At 64.1% G+C, this 16718-nt stretch carries 16 protein-coding genes; 4 read left to right on the top strand and 12 right to left on the bottom strand.

Annotated features, from left to right (window positions below):
- Positions 1 to 84 precede the first annotated feature (84 nt).
- The 5 genes from PQR32_RS09185 to PQR32_RS09165 form a co-directional block, all read right to left on the bottom strand.
- Positions 85 to 1302, bottom strand: coding sequence for an ABC transporter substrate-binding protein (locus tag PQR32_RS09185; protein ID WP_408224765.1), 1218 nt, complete (start codon positions 1300 to 1302; stop codon positions 85 to 87).
- Between the two features lie 224 nt (positions 1303 to 1526).
- Complete coding sequence (gene galE, locus PQR32_RS09180) at positions 1527 to 2549, bottom strand: UDP-glucose 4-epimerase GalE (protein ID WP_408224762.1); 1023 nt, start codon at positions 2547 to 2549, stop codon at positions 1527 to 1529.
- Between the two features lie 12 nt (positions 2550 to 2561).
- Positions 2562 to 3710 (bottom strand): glycosyltransferase family 4 protein, encoded by a 1149-nt coding sequence (locus PQR32_RS09175; RefSeq protein ID WP_408224759.1) that lies wholly within the window; start codon positions 3708 to 3710, stop codon positions 2562 to 2564.
- 39 nt (positions 3711 to 3749) lie between these two features.
- Positions 3750 to 4580, bottom strand: a complete 831-nt coding sequence (locus PQR32_RS09170) for a glycosyltransferase (RefSeq protein WP_408224756.1) — start codon at positions 4578 to 4580, stop codon at positions 3750 to 3752.
- On the bottom strand, positions 4577 to 5839 hold the full coding sequence (locus PQR32_RS09165) for an oligosaccharide flippase family protein (protein ID WP_408224753.1): 1263 nt from the start codon (positions 5837 to 5839) through the stop codon (positions 4577 to 4579). Before PQR32_RS09165 ends, PQR32_RS09170 begins: the two co-directional genes overlap by 4 nt.
- Before the next feature lie 292 nt (positions 5840 to 6131).
- Between PQR32_RS09165 and PQR32_RS09160 the strand changes: the two genes are divergently transcribed.
- The 4 genes from PQR32_RS09160 (at position 6132) to waaA (ending at position 11068) form a co-directional block, all read left to right on the top strand.
- Entirely contained in the window at positions 6132 to 7526 is a 1395-nt protein-coding gene (locus tag PQR32_RS09160) for a phosphomannomutase/phosphoglucomutase (protein WP_408224750.1), read from the top strand.
- A gap of 222 nt (positions 7527 to 7748) precedes the next feature.
- Positions 7749 to 8750, top strand: coding sequence for a lipopolysaccharide heptosyltransferase I (waaC, locus tag PQR32_RS09155; protein WP_408224747.1), 1002 nt, complete (start codon positions 7749 to 7751; stop codon positions 8748 to 8750).
- 49 nt (positions 8751 to 8799) lie between these two features.
- Positions 8800 to 9684: a Kdo hydroxylase KdoO gene (gene kdoO / locus PQR32_RS09150; protein ID WP_408224744.1), complete on the top strand. Its 885-nt coding sequence runs from the start codon at positions 8800 to 8802 to the stop codon at positions 9682 to 9684.
- A gap of 67 nt (positions 9685 to 9751) precedes the next feature.
- A complete protein-coding gene (gene waaA / locus PQR32_RS09145; RefSeq protein WP_408224741.1) occupies positions 9752 to 11068 on the top strand; it encodes a lipid IV(A) 3-deoxy-D-manno-octulosonic acid transferase in 1317 nt (438 codons plus the stop codon).
- Positions 11069 to 11104: 36 nt separating this feature from the next.
- Here waaA and ureG read toward each other — a convergent pair whose 3' ends face one another.
- The 7 genes from ureG to PQR32_RS09110 form a co-directional block, all read right to left on the bottom strand.
- Positions 11105 to 11758 carry an urease accessory protein UreG gene (gene ureG, locus PQR32_RS09140; RefSeq protein ID WP_408224738.1) on the bottom strand — a complete coding sequence of 218 codons (654 nt, stop codon included), beginning with the start codon at positions 11756 to 11758 and terminating at the stop codon, positions 11105 to 11107.
- 11 nt (positions 11759 to 11769) lie between these two features.
- Entirely contained in the window at positions 11770 to 12450 is a 681-nt protein-coding gene (locus PQR32_RS09135; protein WP_408225141.1) for an urease accessory protein UreF, read from the bottom strand.
- On the bottom strand, positions 12437 to 13108 hold the full coding sequence (gene ureE, locus PQR32_RS09130; RefSeq protein WP_408224735.1) for an urease accessory protein UreE: 672 nt from the start codon (positions 13106 to 13108) through the stop codon (positions 12437 to 12439). The genes PQR32_RS09135 and ureE overlap by 14 nt, the downstream gene beginning before the upstream one ends.
- Positions 13109 to 13111: 3 nt before the next feature.
- Entirely contained in the window at positions 13112 to 14818 is a 1707-nt protein-coding gene (ureC, locus tag PQR32_RS09125; protein WP_408224732.1) for an urease subunit alpha, read from the bottom strand.
- Positions 14819 to 14876: 58 nt separating this feature from the next.
- Positions 14877 to 15182, bottom strand: a complete 306-nt coding sequence (locus PQR32_RS09120; protein ID WP_054041797.1) for an urease subunit beta — start codon at positions 15180 to 15182, stop codon at positions 14877 to 14879.
- 19 nt (positions 15183 to 15201) lie between these two features.
- Positions 15202 to 15504, bottom strand: coding sequence for an urease subunit gamma (gene ureA / locus PQR32_RS09115; RefSeq protein ID WP_011487082.1), 303 nt, complete (start codon positions 15502 to 15504; stop codon positions 15202 to 15204).
- 175 nt (positions 15505 to 15679) lie between these two features.
- Entirely contained in the window at positions 15680 to 16483 is an 804-nt protein-coding gene (locus PQR32_RS09110; protein WP_408224729.1) for a transporter substrate-binding domain-containing protein, read from the bottom strand.
- Between the last annotated feature and the right edge of the window lie 235 nt (positions 16484 to 16718).

The raw sequence follows: 16718 nt of genomic DNA, 5'->3' as shown, positions 1-16718 counted from the left end.
GGATATGAAGCAAAGCCGCGCCCGCCTTGAGGCGGGTGCGGCTTCGTAGCATGCCGCCGCGCTTGCTTCGCGCTTATTTCACGCTCAGTTCGCCGCGCTCGCCTGCTTGCTGCGCAACTGGCTGCCGCCTTTCTTGTCGGCTTCGTACGCATAGACCACGCGGCCGCCCTTGACCTCGCCGACCACCGGCACGTTCGGGCTGATTGCTTCGTGGTCGTCGTGCGTGAACGGCTTGTCGTAGACCATCACGACGCCTTCCACCTTGGTGTTGAGGTTTTCGAGCGCGGCGCGCACCTTCGGGCCGTCGGTCGAGCCGGCCTGGGTGATCGCGGCGGCCAGCAGATAGACCGAGTCGTAACCTTGCGCGGCGGACACCGGCGAGTCGATGCGATTGTTCTTCGGCTTGAATTCCTTCAGGTACGCGTCGATGAAGGCTTTGCGCTTCGGCGTGTTCGCTTCCTGAATGAACGTCTGCGGCATGCGTGCGCCTTCGCCGTTGGTGCTCGCGTTGTCGATATAGTTCGCCATCGACAGGGTCCAGCTGCCGATCAGCGGCACTTTCCAGCCGAGCTTGGCCATGCCGTTGGCGATCTGCGCGAGTTCCGGTCCGATCCCGTACGTCAGCACCGCTTCCGCGCCGGCCTCCTTGGCCTTGAGCAGTTGCGCGGTCATATCGACGTCCTTGATATTGAATTTCTCGACGGCGACGGGTTTCACACCTTTGGCGGCGAGCGCTTTTTCGAGGTCTTCGCGGCCGAGCTGACCGTAGTTGGTCGAGTCGGCGAGAATCGCGACCTTCTTGAAGCCGCGTTTGGTCACGGCTTCTTCGACGATCATCGGCGCCTGGATACGGTCCGCGGCGGCATTGCGGAACACGTAGTTATCCGGCTGATCGGTGAACTGCTTCGTCACGATGCTGCCTGTGGCGACGTTGTTGAATACGGGAATCTTCGCTTCCTGGAAGAAGCGCTGCGAGGCGAGCGCGACGCCGGTGTTGATGTAGCCGACCACCGCGACGACTTTTTCCTTGTTGATCAGCTCTTGCGCGATCTGCACGCCGCGTTCGTTCTTCGCTTCGTCGTCGCGTTCCACCAGCACGATCTGGCGGCCCAGCACGCCGCCGGCCTTATTGATCTCGGCGGTCGCGAGGCGCACGCCGTCGCGCATGCTCACGCCCATCGAAGACGAGCCACCGGTGAACGGTCCGTCGACGCCGATCTTGATCGGATCCGCCGCGTAGCTGACATTGGCGAGGGCACAAAGGGCGAGCGCACCCACAACGCTCTTCAAGCGAATTCCCATAACTGTCTCCGTAGCATGTCTTTTCTTGCATGAAGCCTCGATGCGGGCTCATGCGCGCCGATTCACACGTTCTTAGGAAGCCTGACCGTCAATCGGTGAGTCAGTATAGAAATCGTAAAGTATTAGTAATATTCGGAATTACCCGCGTGGTGCAATCCCTCAATCGACGGCGGCGGAGCCCCTGCCTGGCGACTCCTTCGCGCCGCCGTCGACCTTCATTCAACTCACGCGAATCCTTTTGGATTCGTGGACTGCCAGCGCCAGTGATCCGCGCACATCCGCTCGATGCCGAACTGCGCGCGCCAGCCGATGATCTTCTCGGCCGCGGCCGGATCGGCGAAACACGAGGCGACGTCGCCGGGGCGGCGCGCCACGATTTCATACGGCACCGGCCGGCCGGCGGCTTTCTCGAATGCCTTGACCACATCGATCACGCTATAACCCTGACCCGTGCCGAGGTTCACGACGAAACTCGCATCGCGCTTGACCAGCGCGTCGAGCGCGGCCAGATGTCCGCGCGCCAGATCGACGACGTGGATATAGTCGCGCACGCCGGTGCCGTCAGGCGTCTCGTAGTCGCCGCCGAATACGCGCAGTTTCTCGAGCTTGCCGACGGCGACCTGCGCGACATACGGCATCAGGTTGTTCGGAATGCCGGCGGGATCTTCGCCGATCAGGCCGCTCTCGTGCGCGCCGACCGGATTGAAGTAGCGCAGCGTGGCAATACGCCACGACGGATCGGCCACTTCCAGATCGCGCAGCACCTGCTCGGCGATCAGCTTCGACTGGCCGTAGGGATTGGTGGCCGACAGCGGGAACGACTCGTCGATCGGCGAGCTCTTCGGCACGCCGTACACCGTCGCCGACGAACTGAACACGAACTGCTTGACGTTACGGTCGCGCATCACGCCGAGCAAGGTCAGCAGGCTGCCGACGTTATTGCTGTAGTACTCGATCGGCTTGGCCACCGACTCGCCCACCGCCTTCAACGCGGCAAAATGAATCGCGCCCGTGATCGGATGCGCATCGAAAATACGGTTGAGCGCCGCTTCGTCGCGCGCATCGGCTTCGTAGAAGGTCACCGGCTTGCCGGCGATCTTTTCCACGCGCCGCAGCGATTCGCGGTTGCTGTTCACGAGATTGTCGATTACCACGACGTCGTAACCGCCGTTCAGCAGTTCGACACAGGTGTGCGAGCCGATAAAGCCCGCGCCGCCCGTTACCAGAATCGTGCCCTTCGTGGTCATGCTGTTGCTCCGTTAAAGTAAAACGCCCGTCATTTTCTGCACCAGGTCCTTATACGTTTCGACGACCACCCGTTCGTCGAATTCCTCCGCGACTTTCTTCCGGCCGCGTTCCGCCATGGCCCGCCGCTCCGCGCCGCTCATGTCGAGCATGCGCGCCAGCGTGGCCGCAAGGCTTTCTGCATTGCGCACTTCGCACAGCAATCCGTTGACGCCGTCCGCCACCACCTCGCGGCAGCCCGGCACGTCGGTCGCGACGATCGGCCGGCCCATTGCCGAGGCTTCCATCAGCGTGCGCGGCACGCCTTCGCGATACGACGGCAGCACAACGCAATCCGCCTCGGCGATGAGGGGCCGCACGTCGTGCGCCTCCCCAAGATACTCGATGATGCCTTCCTGTTCCCACGCCACCACTTCCTCGCGCGTAATCGCGCTGGGATTGTCGACGCCCACCGGACCGAGCAATTGGAACCGTGCGTGCGGGTAACGTTCACGCAAACGCCGCGCGGCGTCGACATATTCGCCCACGCCCTTGTCCCACAGCAGCCGTCCGATCAGCACAAAGCGGTAATCGGCCCGCTCGGGCAACGGCGTGAAAGCGAACTGCGCGAGATCGACGCCCTCGCCATGCAACAACCTCGCGCGCTCAGGATGCACCAACAAATTCCGTTCGACAAACGCGGCTTGATCGTCGCGATTCAAAAACCATATTTCGCGCGGGAAACGGAACGCAAAACGATACAGTTTTTTGGCGACTTGCGCGGCGCGGCTCTGCTGGATGAACACGTAGCCCAATCCGGTTGTGACCGCAACCGACTGCACGCCCGCCAGCTTCGCGGCAATCGAACCATAGATATTCGGCTTGATCGTGTAGTGGAACACCACGTGCGGGCGGATGGTCCGGTATTGCCGGTACAGCGCGTACAGCGTGCGTAGGTCGTCGCGTGGACTGGTGCTTTTGGAGGCGATCGGCAATTCGATGCAGCGGCAGCCCATGGCGGTGAGCAGTTCGAACGTGCGGTCGCGCGGCGCGAGCACCGTCACGTCGACGCCGCGTCCGACCAGCATACGGATCAGCCCTTGCCGATAGGTATAGATTGCCCAGGCGGTGTTACAGACGAGTGTAATGCGCAACGCGGGCGTCGACTTCAAGGCAGGCTTCATGCGGGAACGAGCTCGGCGGTGATTGGGGTGGGGAATGATTTAATGGCCCGCGCGCGGCGTGAGCAGGCTGCGTTTGATCCGCTGCAGCGCGCGATAAGGCGTCACCAGATGCAGCAGATTTTTGGCGAGGCCCAGCCAGTCGTACAGGTTGGCGGCGTTGAAGTAGCGCAGTTGCAGCCGCAGCGTCGAGCTCACCTGGCGGCGCCGTTTGGTCGCGCTGATGCCGCCTTCGTTCAGTTCGTAGTAGAGCCCGAGCTCCGGCAGGTTCGCGCAGTCGAAGCGCTCCATCAGCCGCACGAACAGATCGAGATCCTCGGCGGAGCGGTACTCGGCGCGGTAGTTGCCGACGGCGCGCACGGCGTCGATGCGCAGCATCATCGAAGGATGCGCGAGGCATGAGCGGAAGAAGCGCAAGCGGCGGATCGCGCCCGGCTCGGCGGGCGGCGTCAGCATGAAGAGCGGCGTGCCTTCGCGGGTGACGACTTGCGTCCACATGCCGAGGCCGGCCACGCGTGGATGCAATTCCATGAACATGCGTTGTTTAGCGAGCCGCTGCGGTACGCTGCGGTCGCCCGCGTCGATGCGCGCCGCATAGCTAAAGCCGCGCTGCGCAAGGGCGTCGATGCCGGTTTGCAAGGCGCGTTCGATGCCGCCGTTGCGCGCCATGCGCAGCACTTCGATCTTCATATTGGCAATGGCCGGCGCGACGATCGGCGGCGTACTGCCGTCGTCGACGATCAGCACGTGCACCGGCGCGCTTTCACTGAACGACGCGAGCGTGAGGTCGAGATCGGCCTGGCCGTTGTAGGCGGGAATCAGCACCGCGACGTCGTCGAGGGTCATTTGCGCGGTGGCGGGTGAGTTCGTCATGGGCGCAATTTGAAACGAATGTAATAAAGATTAACCGACGCGGCCGCCAGATAGCCGGCCGCGAGGCCCACGAGCGCGCCATACGCGCCAAACCGCGGAATGGCCAGCAGATTGACCACGAACGCGACGGCCAGCGCCAGCAGCCACTTCGTGAGCAACACGAACTTGGCCTGATATTTCAACACGATGAGGTTGCCGATCGCCTCGATGCCGGCGGGTACCGACAGCCACACGGCCCAGCGGAAGATCTCGATCGCGCCTTCGAACTGCGGCCCGAACACGCGGCGGATGATCAGCCCGGCCAGCAGATCCAGCACGATCGCACCGCTCACCATCAGCGCCGCGGTCATGGCGGTGAGCCGCCACATGTTGCGGCGCAACTGGGCGGCGTCCTGCACACGGTAGACGAAGGCGGGCGCAATAGTCTGTGCGAGCATAAGCGCGAGCGTGATCCAGTTTTCGTTCAATTGCTGGGCAGCGGAATAGCGCCCGAGGTCGGCGAAGGAAATCGCTCGTTCGAGCATCAGCCGGTCCAGTTTCAGGAACAGATACATACAGATCAGGCCGAGCCAGAACACCGTGCCGGCGCTCGCGAAGTGCCTGAAGAGCGAACGGTCGAGATGCCAGCCGAGCTTGCCGTCATGCCGGCGCATGTAATAGATCAGCAGGACCGCGCCTATCGCCGCCGATTCGAGCGCCCACAGCCAGCCGAAGCGTGCGGGCGTAGCCGCCGCGCGCACCAGCAGATAGACCAGAGCGGCCTTCAGCACTGCGGTGCTCATACTGGTGAGCAACTGCGGCTTGCTGTAGGTCATGCTTTGCAGCCACGCGTTGATCACGCCGACGAACGGTTCGCGAAACAGCATGGTCACGGCGAGGCCGGCGAGCATGGCGCCGACCAGCGGCTCGAAGAAGTGCAGGGCGATGCCGAGCCAGGTCAGCAGCAAGGCCGCCACCGACACGGAAATACGCAGCGCGAAGGCGCTGCCGAGCACCGTGCCGAGCTGCGCCGGCGGCCGGTTGACGATGGTGGGCACCAGAATCTCGGCGCCGCACACCCAGGTAATGGGCGAGAGCACCAGCAGCAGCGTGTTCGCGTATTGCCATTTGCCGAACGTGTCCGGCCCGAAGTAGCGCGCCAGCATGCCGCTGATCACGATCGCCACGCCGATCTGCGTGAGCCGCTCCAGCCCGAGCCAGACGATATTCGTGAAGGCGCGCGTGACGTCCGGATTGGCGAAGCGTTTGAGCGTCAGCATCCGCTGGCCGCTCGCCGGTCCGCTTGCGCCAGGCGTGCCGACGGCACCGTGAGCGCGAGCGGCGCGCAGGACCCGAGCGGCGCAGTGCGCACGTTTGCCCACCCAGCCGACTGTCGCGGCAACTTTACATTTGGAGGGCGTCTAAGCATTAGAATGGTGCTATAAGGCTGGTCCGAAAAGCGCAATTATAAGTTGGAACCGGATCGCTTCCGGCAAGGGCGCATCGCTGTGTTTTACCGATTCATCATCGGTGCGCCGGTCAAAATTTTCCATTGCACGCAAGTGAGCCAACATGATCTCCAAATCTATTTTCAAGGCGTACGACATTCGCGGTGTAATCGGCAAGACGCTCGACGCCGACGCAGCGCGTTCGATCGGCCGCGCATTCGGCAGCGAAGTGCGGGCGCAAGGCGGCGACGCCGTGGTGGTCGCGCGTGACGGCCGCCTGTCGGGCCCCGAACTGGTTCAGGCCTTGTCGGACGGCCTGCGTGCGGCCGGCGTCGACGTAGTCAACGTGGGCATGGTGCCCACGCCGGTCGGCTACTTCGCGGCCAGCGTGCCGTTGCAGCTCGACGGCGGCGAGCGCCGCGTCGATTCGTGCATCGTCGTGACGGGTAGTCATAATCCGCCGGACTACAACGGCTTCAAGATGGTCCTGCGTGGCGCGGCGATTTACGGCGAGCAGATTCTCGCGCTGCATCAGCGCATCGTCGACGAAAACTTCTCCGAAGGCAGCGGCACGTACACCGAGTACGACATCGCCGACGCTTATCTCGATCGTATCGCCGGCGACATCAAACTCACGCGTCCCATCAAGATCGTGGTCGACACCGGCAACGGCGTCGCTGGCGGCCTCGCGCCCCAGCTCTTCAGGAAGCTTGGCTGCGAACTGGTCGAACTGTTCACCGAGATCGACGGCAACTTCCCGAACCATCACCCGGACCCGGCTCACCCGGAAAACCTGCAGGACGTGATTCGCGCGCTGAAGGAGACGGACGCTGAAATCGGCTTCGCGTTCGACGGTGACGGCGACCGCCTCGGTGTGGTCACCAAAGACGGCCAGATCATCTATCCGGACCGTCAGCTCATGCTGTTCGCCGAAGAAGTCCTGTCGCGCAACAAGGGCGCGCAGATCATTTATGACGTGAAGTGCACGCGCAACCTGGCGAAGTGGGTGAAGGACAAGGGCGGCGAGCCGCTCATGTGGAAGACCGGCCACTCGCTCGTCAAGGCAAAGCTGCGTGAAACCGGCGCGCCGCTGGCCGGCGAAATGAGCGGCCACGTGTTCTTCAAGGACCGCTGGTACGGTTTCGACGACGGCCTGTACACCGGCGCGCGTCTGCTCGAAATCCTTACGCGGGTGGAAGATCCGAGCAAGCTGCTGAACTCGCTGCCGAACTCGAACTCCACGCCGGAATTGCAACTGAAGCTCGAAGAAGGCGAAAACTTCGAGCTGATCGCACGCCTGCAGCAAAACGCGAAGTTCACCGGCGCGGACGACGTCGTGAAGATCGACGGCCTGCGCGTCGAGTATCCGGACGGCTTCGGTCTCGCGCGTTCGTCGAACACCACGCCGGTGGTCGTGATGCGTTTCGAAGCGGATAACGACGCAGCGCTCAAGCGCATCCAGGAAGACTTCCGCCGCGTGATCATGGCGGAGAAGCCGGACGCGAAGCTGCCGTTCTAAACGCATGAGCGGCGCCGCGGTTCGGTTCGAACCGCGGTGGCCGTCGAACGCGGCGCGGGTTTTTCTTACCGCGCCGCGTTTTTTCATGCCATTTACATGCAACGCGCTAGAATTGCCGTCCTCGCGAGAAAACACCAGACAGGCTCATGTTTTCTCATCCCCCACCGGGGTTCGGGGGCTCTCTCAACGCATCTTCGGGCCGGATAGCCGGTTTTCCCACTCTTGAGCGTGCAAAAGATACTGATCGTGAGGGTGTCGTCATTGGGCGACGTCGTTCACAACATGCCGGTGATCGCCGACATCCGACGCCGCCATCCCGAGGCCCATATCGACTGGCTCGTCGAAGAAAGCTTCGTCGGGCTCGTGCAACTCGTAAGCGGCGTGCGGCGGGCGATTCCCGTGTCGCTGCGGCGCTGGCGCAAGCGCATTCTGTCGGTCGACAACTGGCGCGAGATCGGCGCTTTCCGCCGCGCGCTCGCCGCCGAACACTACGACCTCGTGATCGACTGCCAGGGGCTCATCAAGACCGCGTGGGTCGCGAGCATGGCGCGCGGGCCGCTGGCCGGCCTCGCGAACCGCACCGACGGCGCGGGTTTCGAATGGCCGGTGCGCTTCTTCTACGACAAGCGCGTGCCGATCGAGCCGCGCACCCATGTGGTCGAGCGCACGCGCCAACTGGTGGCCGCGGCGCTGGACGACCCACCGCCGCACCCCACCGACGACATCGACTTCGGCATCGACACCGGGCGCGCCGCGCTGGCTTTGTCGGAGGCGAATCTGAACCTGCCGGTGCCGTATGTCGTGTTCGTGCACGCCACCTCGCGTGCCGACAAGCAGTGGCCGGACACCGCGTGGATCGAACTGGGCCAGTCGCTGGTGCGGCGCGGTGCGTCGATCGTGCTGCCGTGGGGCAGCGAGGAGGAGCGCGCCACCAGCGAGCGCCTCGCCAAGGAATTCGGCGCGGCGGCCATCGTGCCGCCGAAACTCTCGTTGCCCGCGGTGGTCGGCCTGATCGAAGGCGCGGCCGCGACGGTTGGCGTTGACACAGGTCTGGTTCACATCGCCGCGGCGCTGAAGCGGCCCACGGTCGAGTTGTACAATTTCGCCACTGCGTGGCGCACTGGCGGCTACTGGTCGCCGAACGTCGTCAATCTCGGTACGGCCGGACAGCCGCCCACGCTGCAACAGGTGAAGTCGGCACTCGCGGGCTTCGGCCTGCTGTAACACGTCCGGGGCGCTTCGCCTTGCGCTCCAACCGTTTTCAAGGGCGACCATGAACGAAACCCAGATCATCGAAGTAGCGAACGCCGACTGGCACGGACGCAATCTGTCCGTGCCGCGCGAAATGCTGCTTGCCGGCGTCGAACGCGGCAAAGTGCTGTATTTCCCGAATCTGCGCTTCCCGATCGAAGGCGGCGAACAAGCGCTGCTCGACCCCGCGCTCGCCGACCCGACCCGCAAGAACATCAGCCTCGAACCCAATGGCGGCGCGTTGCACGGCGTGGCCGGCGACGCCGTCACGCAATCCGCCGTGCGCGCGTTGATCGCGCGTTATCAGACCAATGCGCGCACGCTGGTCGACGGGCTCTTTCCCGAATACAACGGCAGGTTGCGCGTGGCGCCGACCAGCCTGCGGCTGCATCAGGTGGAAACGCGCGAGACGTCATGGCGCAAAGACGACAGCCGCCTGCATGTGGACGCCTTTCCTTCGCGGCCGAACTATGGCGAGCGCATTCTGCGCGTGTTCACCAACGTCAATCCGCATGGCGCGCCGCGCGTGTGGCGCGTCGGCGAGCCGTTCGAGGACATGGCCAAACGTTTTCTGCCGCGCATCAAGCCGCAAATGCCGGGCGCCGCATGGCTGCTGAATCTGCTGCACGTGACCAAGTCGCCGCGCAGCGAGTACGACCATCTGATGCTGCATCTGCACGACGGCATGAAGGCCGACCTCGACTATCAGAAGTCGAGCCCGCAGGAGACCATGCCGTTTCCGCCCGGCAGTGTCTGGGTGTGTTTCTCGGATCAGACCTCGCACGCGGTGATGTCCGGGCAGTTCATGCTGGAGCAGACCTTTTTCCTGCCGGTCAAGTCGATGGCGCAGCCTGAATGCGCGCCGCTCGGCATCCTCGAGCGCCTGAAGGGCAGGGCGCTGGTTTGAGCGGCGCGCTCCATTTGCCGGTTTCGCTCGACACATTGGCTCGTCCCTCCAGGCAGGCGGAGTGCCGATGCTGAGGGCGATCTATCACGCGCTCTGGTGGATCATCGCGCCGCTGGCGGTGTTGCGCCTGTTGATCCGCTCGCGCAAGGAACGCGGCTATCGCGAGCATATCGGCGAGCGCTTCGGTTATTCGCGCGGCCGGTTGCCTGAAGACAATGCGCCGCTGATCTGGGTGCACGCGGTGTCGGTGGGCGAGACGCGCGCTGCGCAACCGCTGATCGACGCGTTGATCAAGGCACGTCCCGACGCGCGCATTCTGTTGACGCACATGACGCCGAGCGGGCGCGCCACCGGCGAGCAGATTTTCGGCGACCGGGTCTTGCGCAGCTATCTGCCGTACGACATGCCGCATGCCGTGCAGCGGTTTTTGCGGGCATGGCGCCCGTCGCTCGGTCTGGTGATGGAAACCGAAGTGTGGCCGACGCTGATCGACGAGTGCCGTCGCGCGGACGTGCCGCTGGTGCTGACCAATGCGCGGATGTCGGCGCGCTCGTACAAGCGCGCGGCCAAGTTCGGCAGTGCGACCAAGGACGTGTTCGGCGGCTTTGCGCGTGTGCTGGCGCAGAGCCCATCGGATGCCGAGCGGCTGACCGCGCTCGGCGCGCGCAACGCGGCCGTGCTCGGCAATCTGAAATTCGACATGAGCACGCCGCCGGAGCTGGCGGCGCGCGGGCATGCGTGGCGCGCGGCAATCGGCGCGCGTCCGGTGTGGGTCGCGGCGAGTACGCGCGAGGGCGAAGAGGAACTGGTGCTGCAGGCGTTCGCGGCGCTCGGCATCGACAACGCGCTGCTGATTCTGGTGCCGCGTCATCCGCAACGTTTCAATGAAGTCGCGGGGCTGGTCGAGAAGGCCGGGCTGCGGCTCGAGAGGCGGTCGGCGTGGGCGCCGGATGCGAAGGTGGCGTCGGCGGCGGCCGCGAGCGGTGGTATGCCGGCTTTGCCTTCTAGCGTGAACGTGTTGTTGGGCGATTCGATGGGCGAATTGGGCGCTTACTATGCCGCTTCGGATCTGGCGTTCATCGGCGGCAGTTTGTTGCCGTTGGGCGGGCAGAATCTGATCGAGGCGTGCGCGGTCGGTGTGCCGGTGCTGATCGGCCCGCACGTGTTCAACTTCACGCAGGCCACCGCGGATGCCGTGGCGGCAGGCGCTGCCGTGCAGGTGAAAGATCCGGCCGATCTGGCGCGGGCATTGCGCGAGCTGTTCGGCGACAAGTCACGCAGGCTGGCCATGGGCGGCGCGGCGTCGGCGTTCGCCGCGCGTCATCGTGGCGCGACGGCGCGGACCGTGGATGTGTTGATGGCGTTGTTGCCGGAGGAGGAGTGAGGGAGGGGGCGCAAACGCGGCACGCGCGCCCGTGCCTCACACCTTCAACAACCCCTTCTCCTCAATAAACCTCACCACCACATCCAACCCGTCGAGCGCCTTCAGATTGCACATCACGAAGGGCCGCTCGCCGCGCATCTTCTTCGCGTCCGACGCCATCACCTCGAGATTCGCGCCGACCATCGGCGCGAGGTCCGTCTTGTTGATCACCAGCAGATCGGACTTCGTGATGCCGGGGCCGCCTTTACGCGGAATCTTCTCTCCACCCGCCACGTCGATCACGTAGATCGTCAGGTCCGACAGTTCCGGACTGAAGGTCGCCGCGAGGTTGTCGCCGCCCGATTCGATGAACACGATATCCGCGTCGGGGAAACGCGTCAGCATGCGGTCGACGGCTTCGAGATTGATCGAAGCGTCCTCGCGAATCGCCGTGTGCGGACAGCCGCCCGTTTCGACGCCCATGATCCGTTCGGCCGGCAACGCGCCCGCCACCGTCAACAGGCGCTGGTCTTCTTTGGTATAGATGTCGTTGGTGATGGCGACGAGGTCGTACTGTTCGCGCATCGCCTTGCAGAGCATTTCGAGCAACGTGGTCTTGCCCGAGCCGACCGGGCCGCCGACGCCCACGCGCAGCGGCGGCAGTTTTTTTGTGCGGACGGTCGGGTGGGCGGGATGATGAGGTGCGTTCATGATGGATCGTTTTATGAGCGAAAGAGCCGCGAATACTGCGACTCGTGACGCGCCGAGAGAATGCCGAGTTGCGGCGCGAAGGTGTTGATGTTTTCGGGCGGCGTGGCCATGGCGCGCGTGACGGCGGCATCGATCGGCTCGCGCAAGGCGACGATGATGCGTTGACCGGCAAGCTGTCCCAACGGCACGGCCTTCAACGCGGCGGCCGCCTGGTTTTCCACCCAGCTGAATGCGTAGGCGGCGAGGGCGGCGTCGACGGCTGCGTCGTGGGCGTAAGCGGCGAAGGCGAACGCCGTGGGTTGAGCGAGCGGCGTCATCGAGGCGAGCGTCGCGCGCCGCTCAGCATCGCCCCATTCGAGCGATACGCACAACTGCCGCAACGACCAGCCCATCTGCTCCGTTTCGCGGCGCAATTCAGCGGATTCACGGCTCGCCAGGAATTCGCTGTTGGCGTGCGCGAGGGCCGAGGCGTCATGGGTGCGCCAGCGTTCCATCTGATGCGCGAGGAACGGCAGTTCGCCGCGCGCGAGCACGTCGGTCAGTCCGCTGGCGATCCACTCGCGGGCGGTGTCGGCATCGGTGATCAGTTGCGCTTCGATGGCGGCTTCGAGACCCTGCGAGTAGCTGAATGCGCCAATCGGCAGCGCCGGCGACGCAAGATGCAGCAGCGCCGTCAGTTCAGCGATGCGCATGATGGTGGTGATGCCCGTGGCCGCAGGATTCGTCGTGGACGTGATCGCCGTGATCGTGGTCATGATCGTGCGCATGCGAATGCCCCTGCGCCGCGTGGCTATGTGCGTGCTCGTGCTCATGGTCATGCGAATGCTCATGCCCATGATGCTCGCCGAACACCTGCTGTGCGAGCGCATAGTCTTCGGCAAACGTTTCGTCGTGACCATGCTTATGCCCGCCGCCATACGCGCCGGATTCCGGCTGAAACGGCATCGAAACCTGATTGACCGTCGCGCCGATGCGCTTGAGCATATCGGCCAGCACCGGATCGTATTCGAGCTTCAAATAGTCGGCGCCGACTTCCACCGGCGTGTGTCGATTACCGAGGTGATAGGCGGCGCGAGTCAAAGTCAGCGCATCTTTCGCGCGCACGTAGAGCACCGTTTCCGGCGCGGCGACGACCCGCACGAGGCCACCGTCGTCGGCGACCAATACATCGCCGTCGCGCAGCACGGTGCCGCGCGGCAACAGCAGCGCGACTTCCTCGCCGCTATCGAGCGTGGCTGCGAGCCGGCTCTTGCGCCGGTCGTCGAACGCCAGCGTCAGGGTCGGCGCGCGTTTCACCAGCACGGGCGCGAGTTTCAGATGCGGCGCGATGAGTTTGTCGATGGTGCGCATGGTTTAGAACAGGAAGTAGCGTTGCGCCATCGGCAGCACGGTGGCCGGTTCGCAGGTCAGCAATTGACCGTCGGCGATCACCTGATAGGTTTCCGGATCGACGCTGATCGCCGGGCGCCACGCGTTGTGGATCATGTCTGCCTTCGAGATGTTGCGGCAGTTCCTGACCGCAACGATACGCTTGTTCAGGCCGTAGCGTTCGGCGACGCCCGCATCGGCGGCCATCTGCGAAACGAAGGTCAGCGACGTGCGTCCCAATGCGCCGCCGCGTGTGGCGAACATCTCGCGATAGTGCACCGGCTGTGGCGTCGGAATCGACGCGTTGGGGTCGCCCATCTGCGCCATGGCGATCATGCCGCCCTTGAGGATCAGCGACGGCTTGATGCCGAAGAACGCCGGTTCCCAGAACACCAGATCGGCCCACTTGCCCGGTTCGATCGAGCCGACTTCATGCGCGATGCCGTGCGTGATCGCCGGGTTGATCGTGTACTTGGCGACGTAGCGCTTCGCCCGGAAGTTGTCGTGGCGCGCGTTGTCCTCAGGCAGCGCGCCGCGTTGCACTTTCATCTTGTGCGCCGTCTGCCACGTGCGGATGATCACTTCGCCGACCCGGCCCATGGCCTGCGAATCCGATGACAGCATCGACAGCGCGCCGAGGTCGTGCAGGATGTCTTCGGCCGCAATCGTCTCGCGGCGAATGCGCGATTCGGCGAACGCGATGTCTTCCGCAATCGACGGATCGAGGTGATGGCACACCATCAGCATGTCGAGATGTTCTTCGAGCGTGTTGACGGTGTACGGGCGCGTCGGATTGGTCGAGGAGGGCAGCACGTTCGCTTCGCCGCATACCTTGATGATGTCCGGTGCGTGGCCGCCGCCCGCGCCTTCCGTGTGATACGTGTGAATCGTGCGGCCCTTGAACGCGGCCACGGTTGCTTCGACAAAACCCGCTTCGTTCAGCGTGTCCGTGTGAATCGCGACCTGCGTGTCGGTATCGTCGGCGACAGAGAGGCAGTTGTCGATCGCGGCGGGCGTCGTGCCCCAGTCTTCATGCAGCTTCAGGCCGATCGCGCCCGCGGCGATCTGCTCCAGCGCCGGTTGCGGCTGGCTCACGTTGCCCTTGCCGAGAAAGCCGAGATTCATCGGATAACCGTCGGCCGCTTGCAGCATGCGTTCGAGATGCCACGGACCCGGCGTGCAGGTGGTCGCGTTCGTGCCCGTGGCCGGACCGGTGCCGCCGCCGAGCATCGTGGTCACGCCGCTCGCGAGCGCTTCCTCGATCTGCTGCGGGCTGATGAAGTGAATGTGCGTGTCGATGCCGCCCGCCGTCACGATCAGGCCTTCGCCCGCGATCACTTCGGTGGAGGCGCCGATCGCGATCGTCACGTTCGGCTGGATGTCGGGATTGCCCGCTTTGCCGATTGCGGCGATGCGGCCGTCCTTGATGCCGATGTCGGCTTTGACGATGCCCCAGTGATCGAGAATCACGGCATTCGTCACGACGGTATCGACCACGTCGGCATGCACGCGTTGCGACTGGCCCATGCCGTCGCGAATCACTTTGCCGCCGCCGAATTTCACTTCTTCGCCGTAGGTGGTGAAGTCGCGCTCGATCTCGATCAGCAATTCGGTATCGGCGAGGCGCACGCGGTCGCCGGTGGTGGGGCCGAACATTTCCGCGTATGCGCGGCGGCCAATGCGTAAGGTCATGGTGTGGGTCCGGAAATGAGCAGGGCGATCTGGGCTCGTGCCGAGAGAGGGAGGAGCCTCACAGCTTGCCCATCACCTTGCCGTTGAAGCCGTAGACGACGCGATCGCCCGCCAGTTCGACCAGCTCGACGGTGCGTTCCTGGCCGGGCTCGAAGCGCACGGCGGTGCCCGCCGCGATGTTCAGCCGGAAGCCGCGCGCCGCTTCGCGATCGAACGAGAGCGCCTCGTTCACTTCGTAGAAGTGATAATGCGAGCCGATCTGCACCGGACGGTCGCCGGTATTCGATACGACCACCGTGACGGTGGCGCGGCCCGCGTTCAGTTCGTGTTCGCCGTCGTCGATGAGGAGTTCGCCGGGAATCATCTGGGGCTGCCTTGCTTATTTAAGGAATCGGGTGATGAACGGTGACGAGCTTGGTGCCGTCGGGGAACGTGGCTTCGACCTGAATGTCGGGAATCATTTCCGGCACGCCTTCCATGACGTCGTCGCGGGTCAGCAGGGTCGTGCCGTAGTGCATCACTTCGGCGACGGTCTTGCCGTCGCGGGCCGCTTCCATCAGCGCGGCGGTGATGAAGGCGATCGCTTCCGGGTAGTTCAGTTTGAGGCCGCGTGCGCGGCGCCGTTCGGCAAGCAGCGCGGCGGTGAAGATCAGCAGCTTGTCCTTCTCGCGAGGTGTCAGCTTCATCGAATGAGTGCGTAGGGTTGCAACGGTCGTTGTGGCGATCCCGGGCGGGAGCGGCTGCGACAATGATAGGCGCTGCGCGTCATGGACGCGATCGCGTGTCAGACACCGGATGAGTCCATGACGAGTGCAATGCCGGATAAGCCAGCCACGGTATCAAGTTCGGCTAACGGCGCGCTTACAAGTCAGCCGGCAGCGGCGCGCTGAACCACTTCTTCGACATCGTGTTGAGCGTGCCGTCCTGCTTCGCTTGCGCGATGGCGGCGTTCACTTTCTGCTGCAGGCGTGGTTCGTTCTTGTTCATGCCGACGAAGCACGGCGAGTTCTTGATCACGAACTTCGGTTCCGGGCGGCGCGGCGGATTCTTCGCGAGGATCGCAGCCGCGACGATGTTGCCCGCGGCGATCAACTGCACCTGGCCCGACAGGAACGCGGCGATGGTCGCGTTGTTGTCCTCGAAGCGCTTGATGGTCGCGTTCGGCGCCATTTGCGTGAGACCGATTTCCTCCAGCGCGCCACGGGTTGCGCCGACCGTCTTGCCGGTCAGATCGGCGGGGCCGCTGACCTTGATATCGGCGGGACCGAACACGCCCTGGTAGTACGGCGCATAGGCGGTCGAAAAATCGATCACCTTCTCACGATCCGGCGTCTTGCCGAGCGACGAGATCACCAGATCGACCTTGCCCGTTTGCAGATAGGGAATGCGATTGGCGCTATTGACCGGCACGAGTTCGAGCTTCACGTTCATCGACTTCGCGAGCAGGGCGGCGGTGTCGATGTCGTAGCCTTGCGGCTTCATGTCCGCGCCGACCGAACCGAACGGCGGATAGTCTTCCGGCACGGCGACTTTGAGCACACCGGCCTTCGCGATGTTATCGAGCGTATCCGCGTGAGCGGCGGCCGCATTGACGGCGAGGACGGGCGAGAGCAACAGTGCGGCGAGCCAGGCGCGACGCGCGGGGCGAAGAGTCGATCGAGTCATGTTCTGTGAGCGGTGGTGGCGACGAGCCGGTCGGCTGCCGTCAGGACGCGGCAGCATCGTGGGGAAGGGCGACGCAAGGTATGTGCCATGGCGGTGCAGCATGGGCTGGCGGAGCGGGAAAGCGAGCGATGCACTCAGTTGAAGCGTCGAGATGCGCCGGATTGGTGCGCACGCTGTCTTACGACGGTGAAAGGCGCAACTGGTCGTGAAGCAGCGCTCATGCTTGACGACATGA

The organism is Paraburkholderia dipogonis (assembly GCF_046027395.1).
GTDB classification, from domain to species: Bacteria; Pseudomonadota; Gammaproteobacteria; order Burkholderiales; family Burkholderiaceae; genus Paraburkholderia; species Paraburkholderia dipogonis_A.
This window is presented reverse-complemented; position numbering and strand designations above follow the sequence as displayed.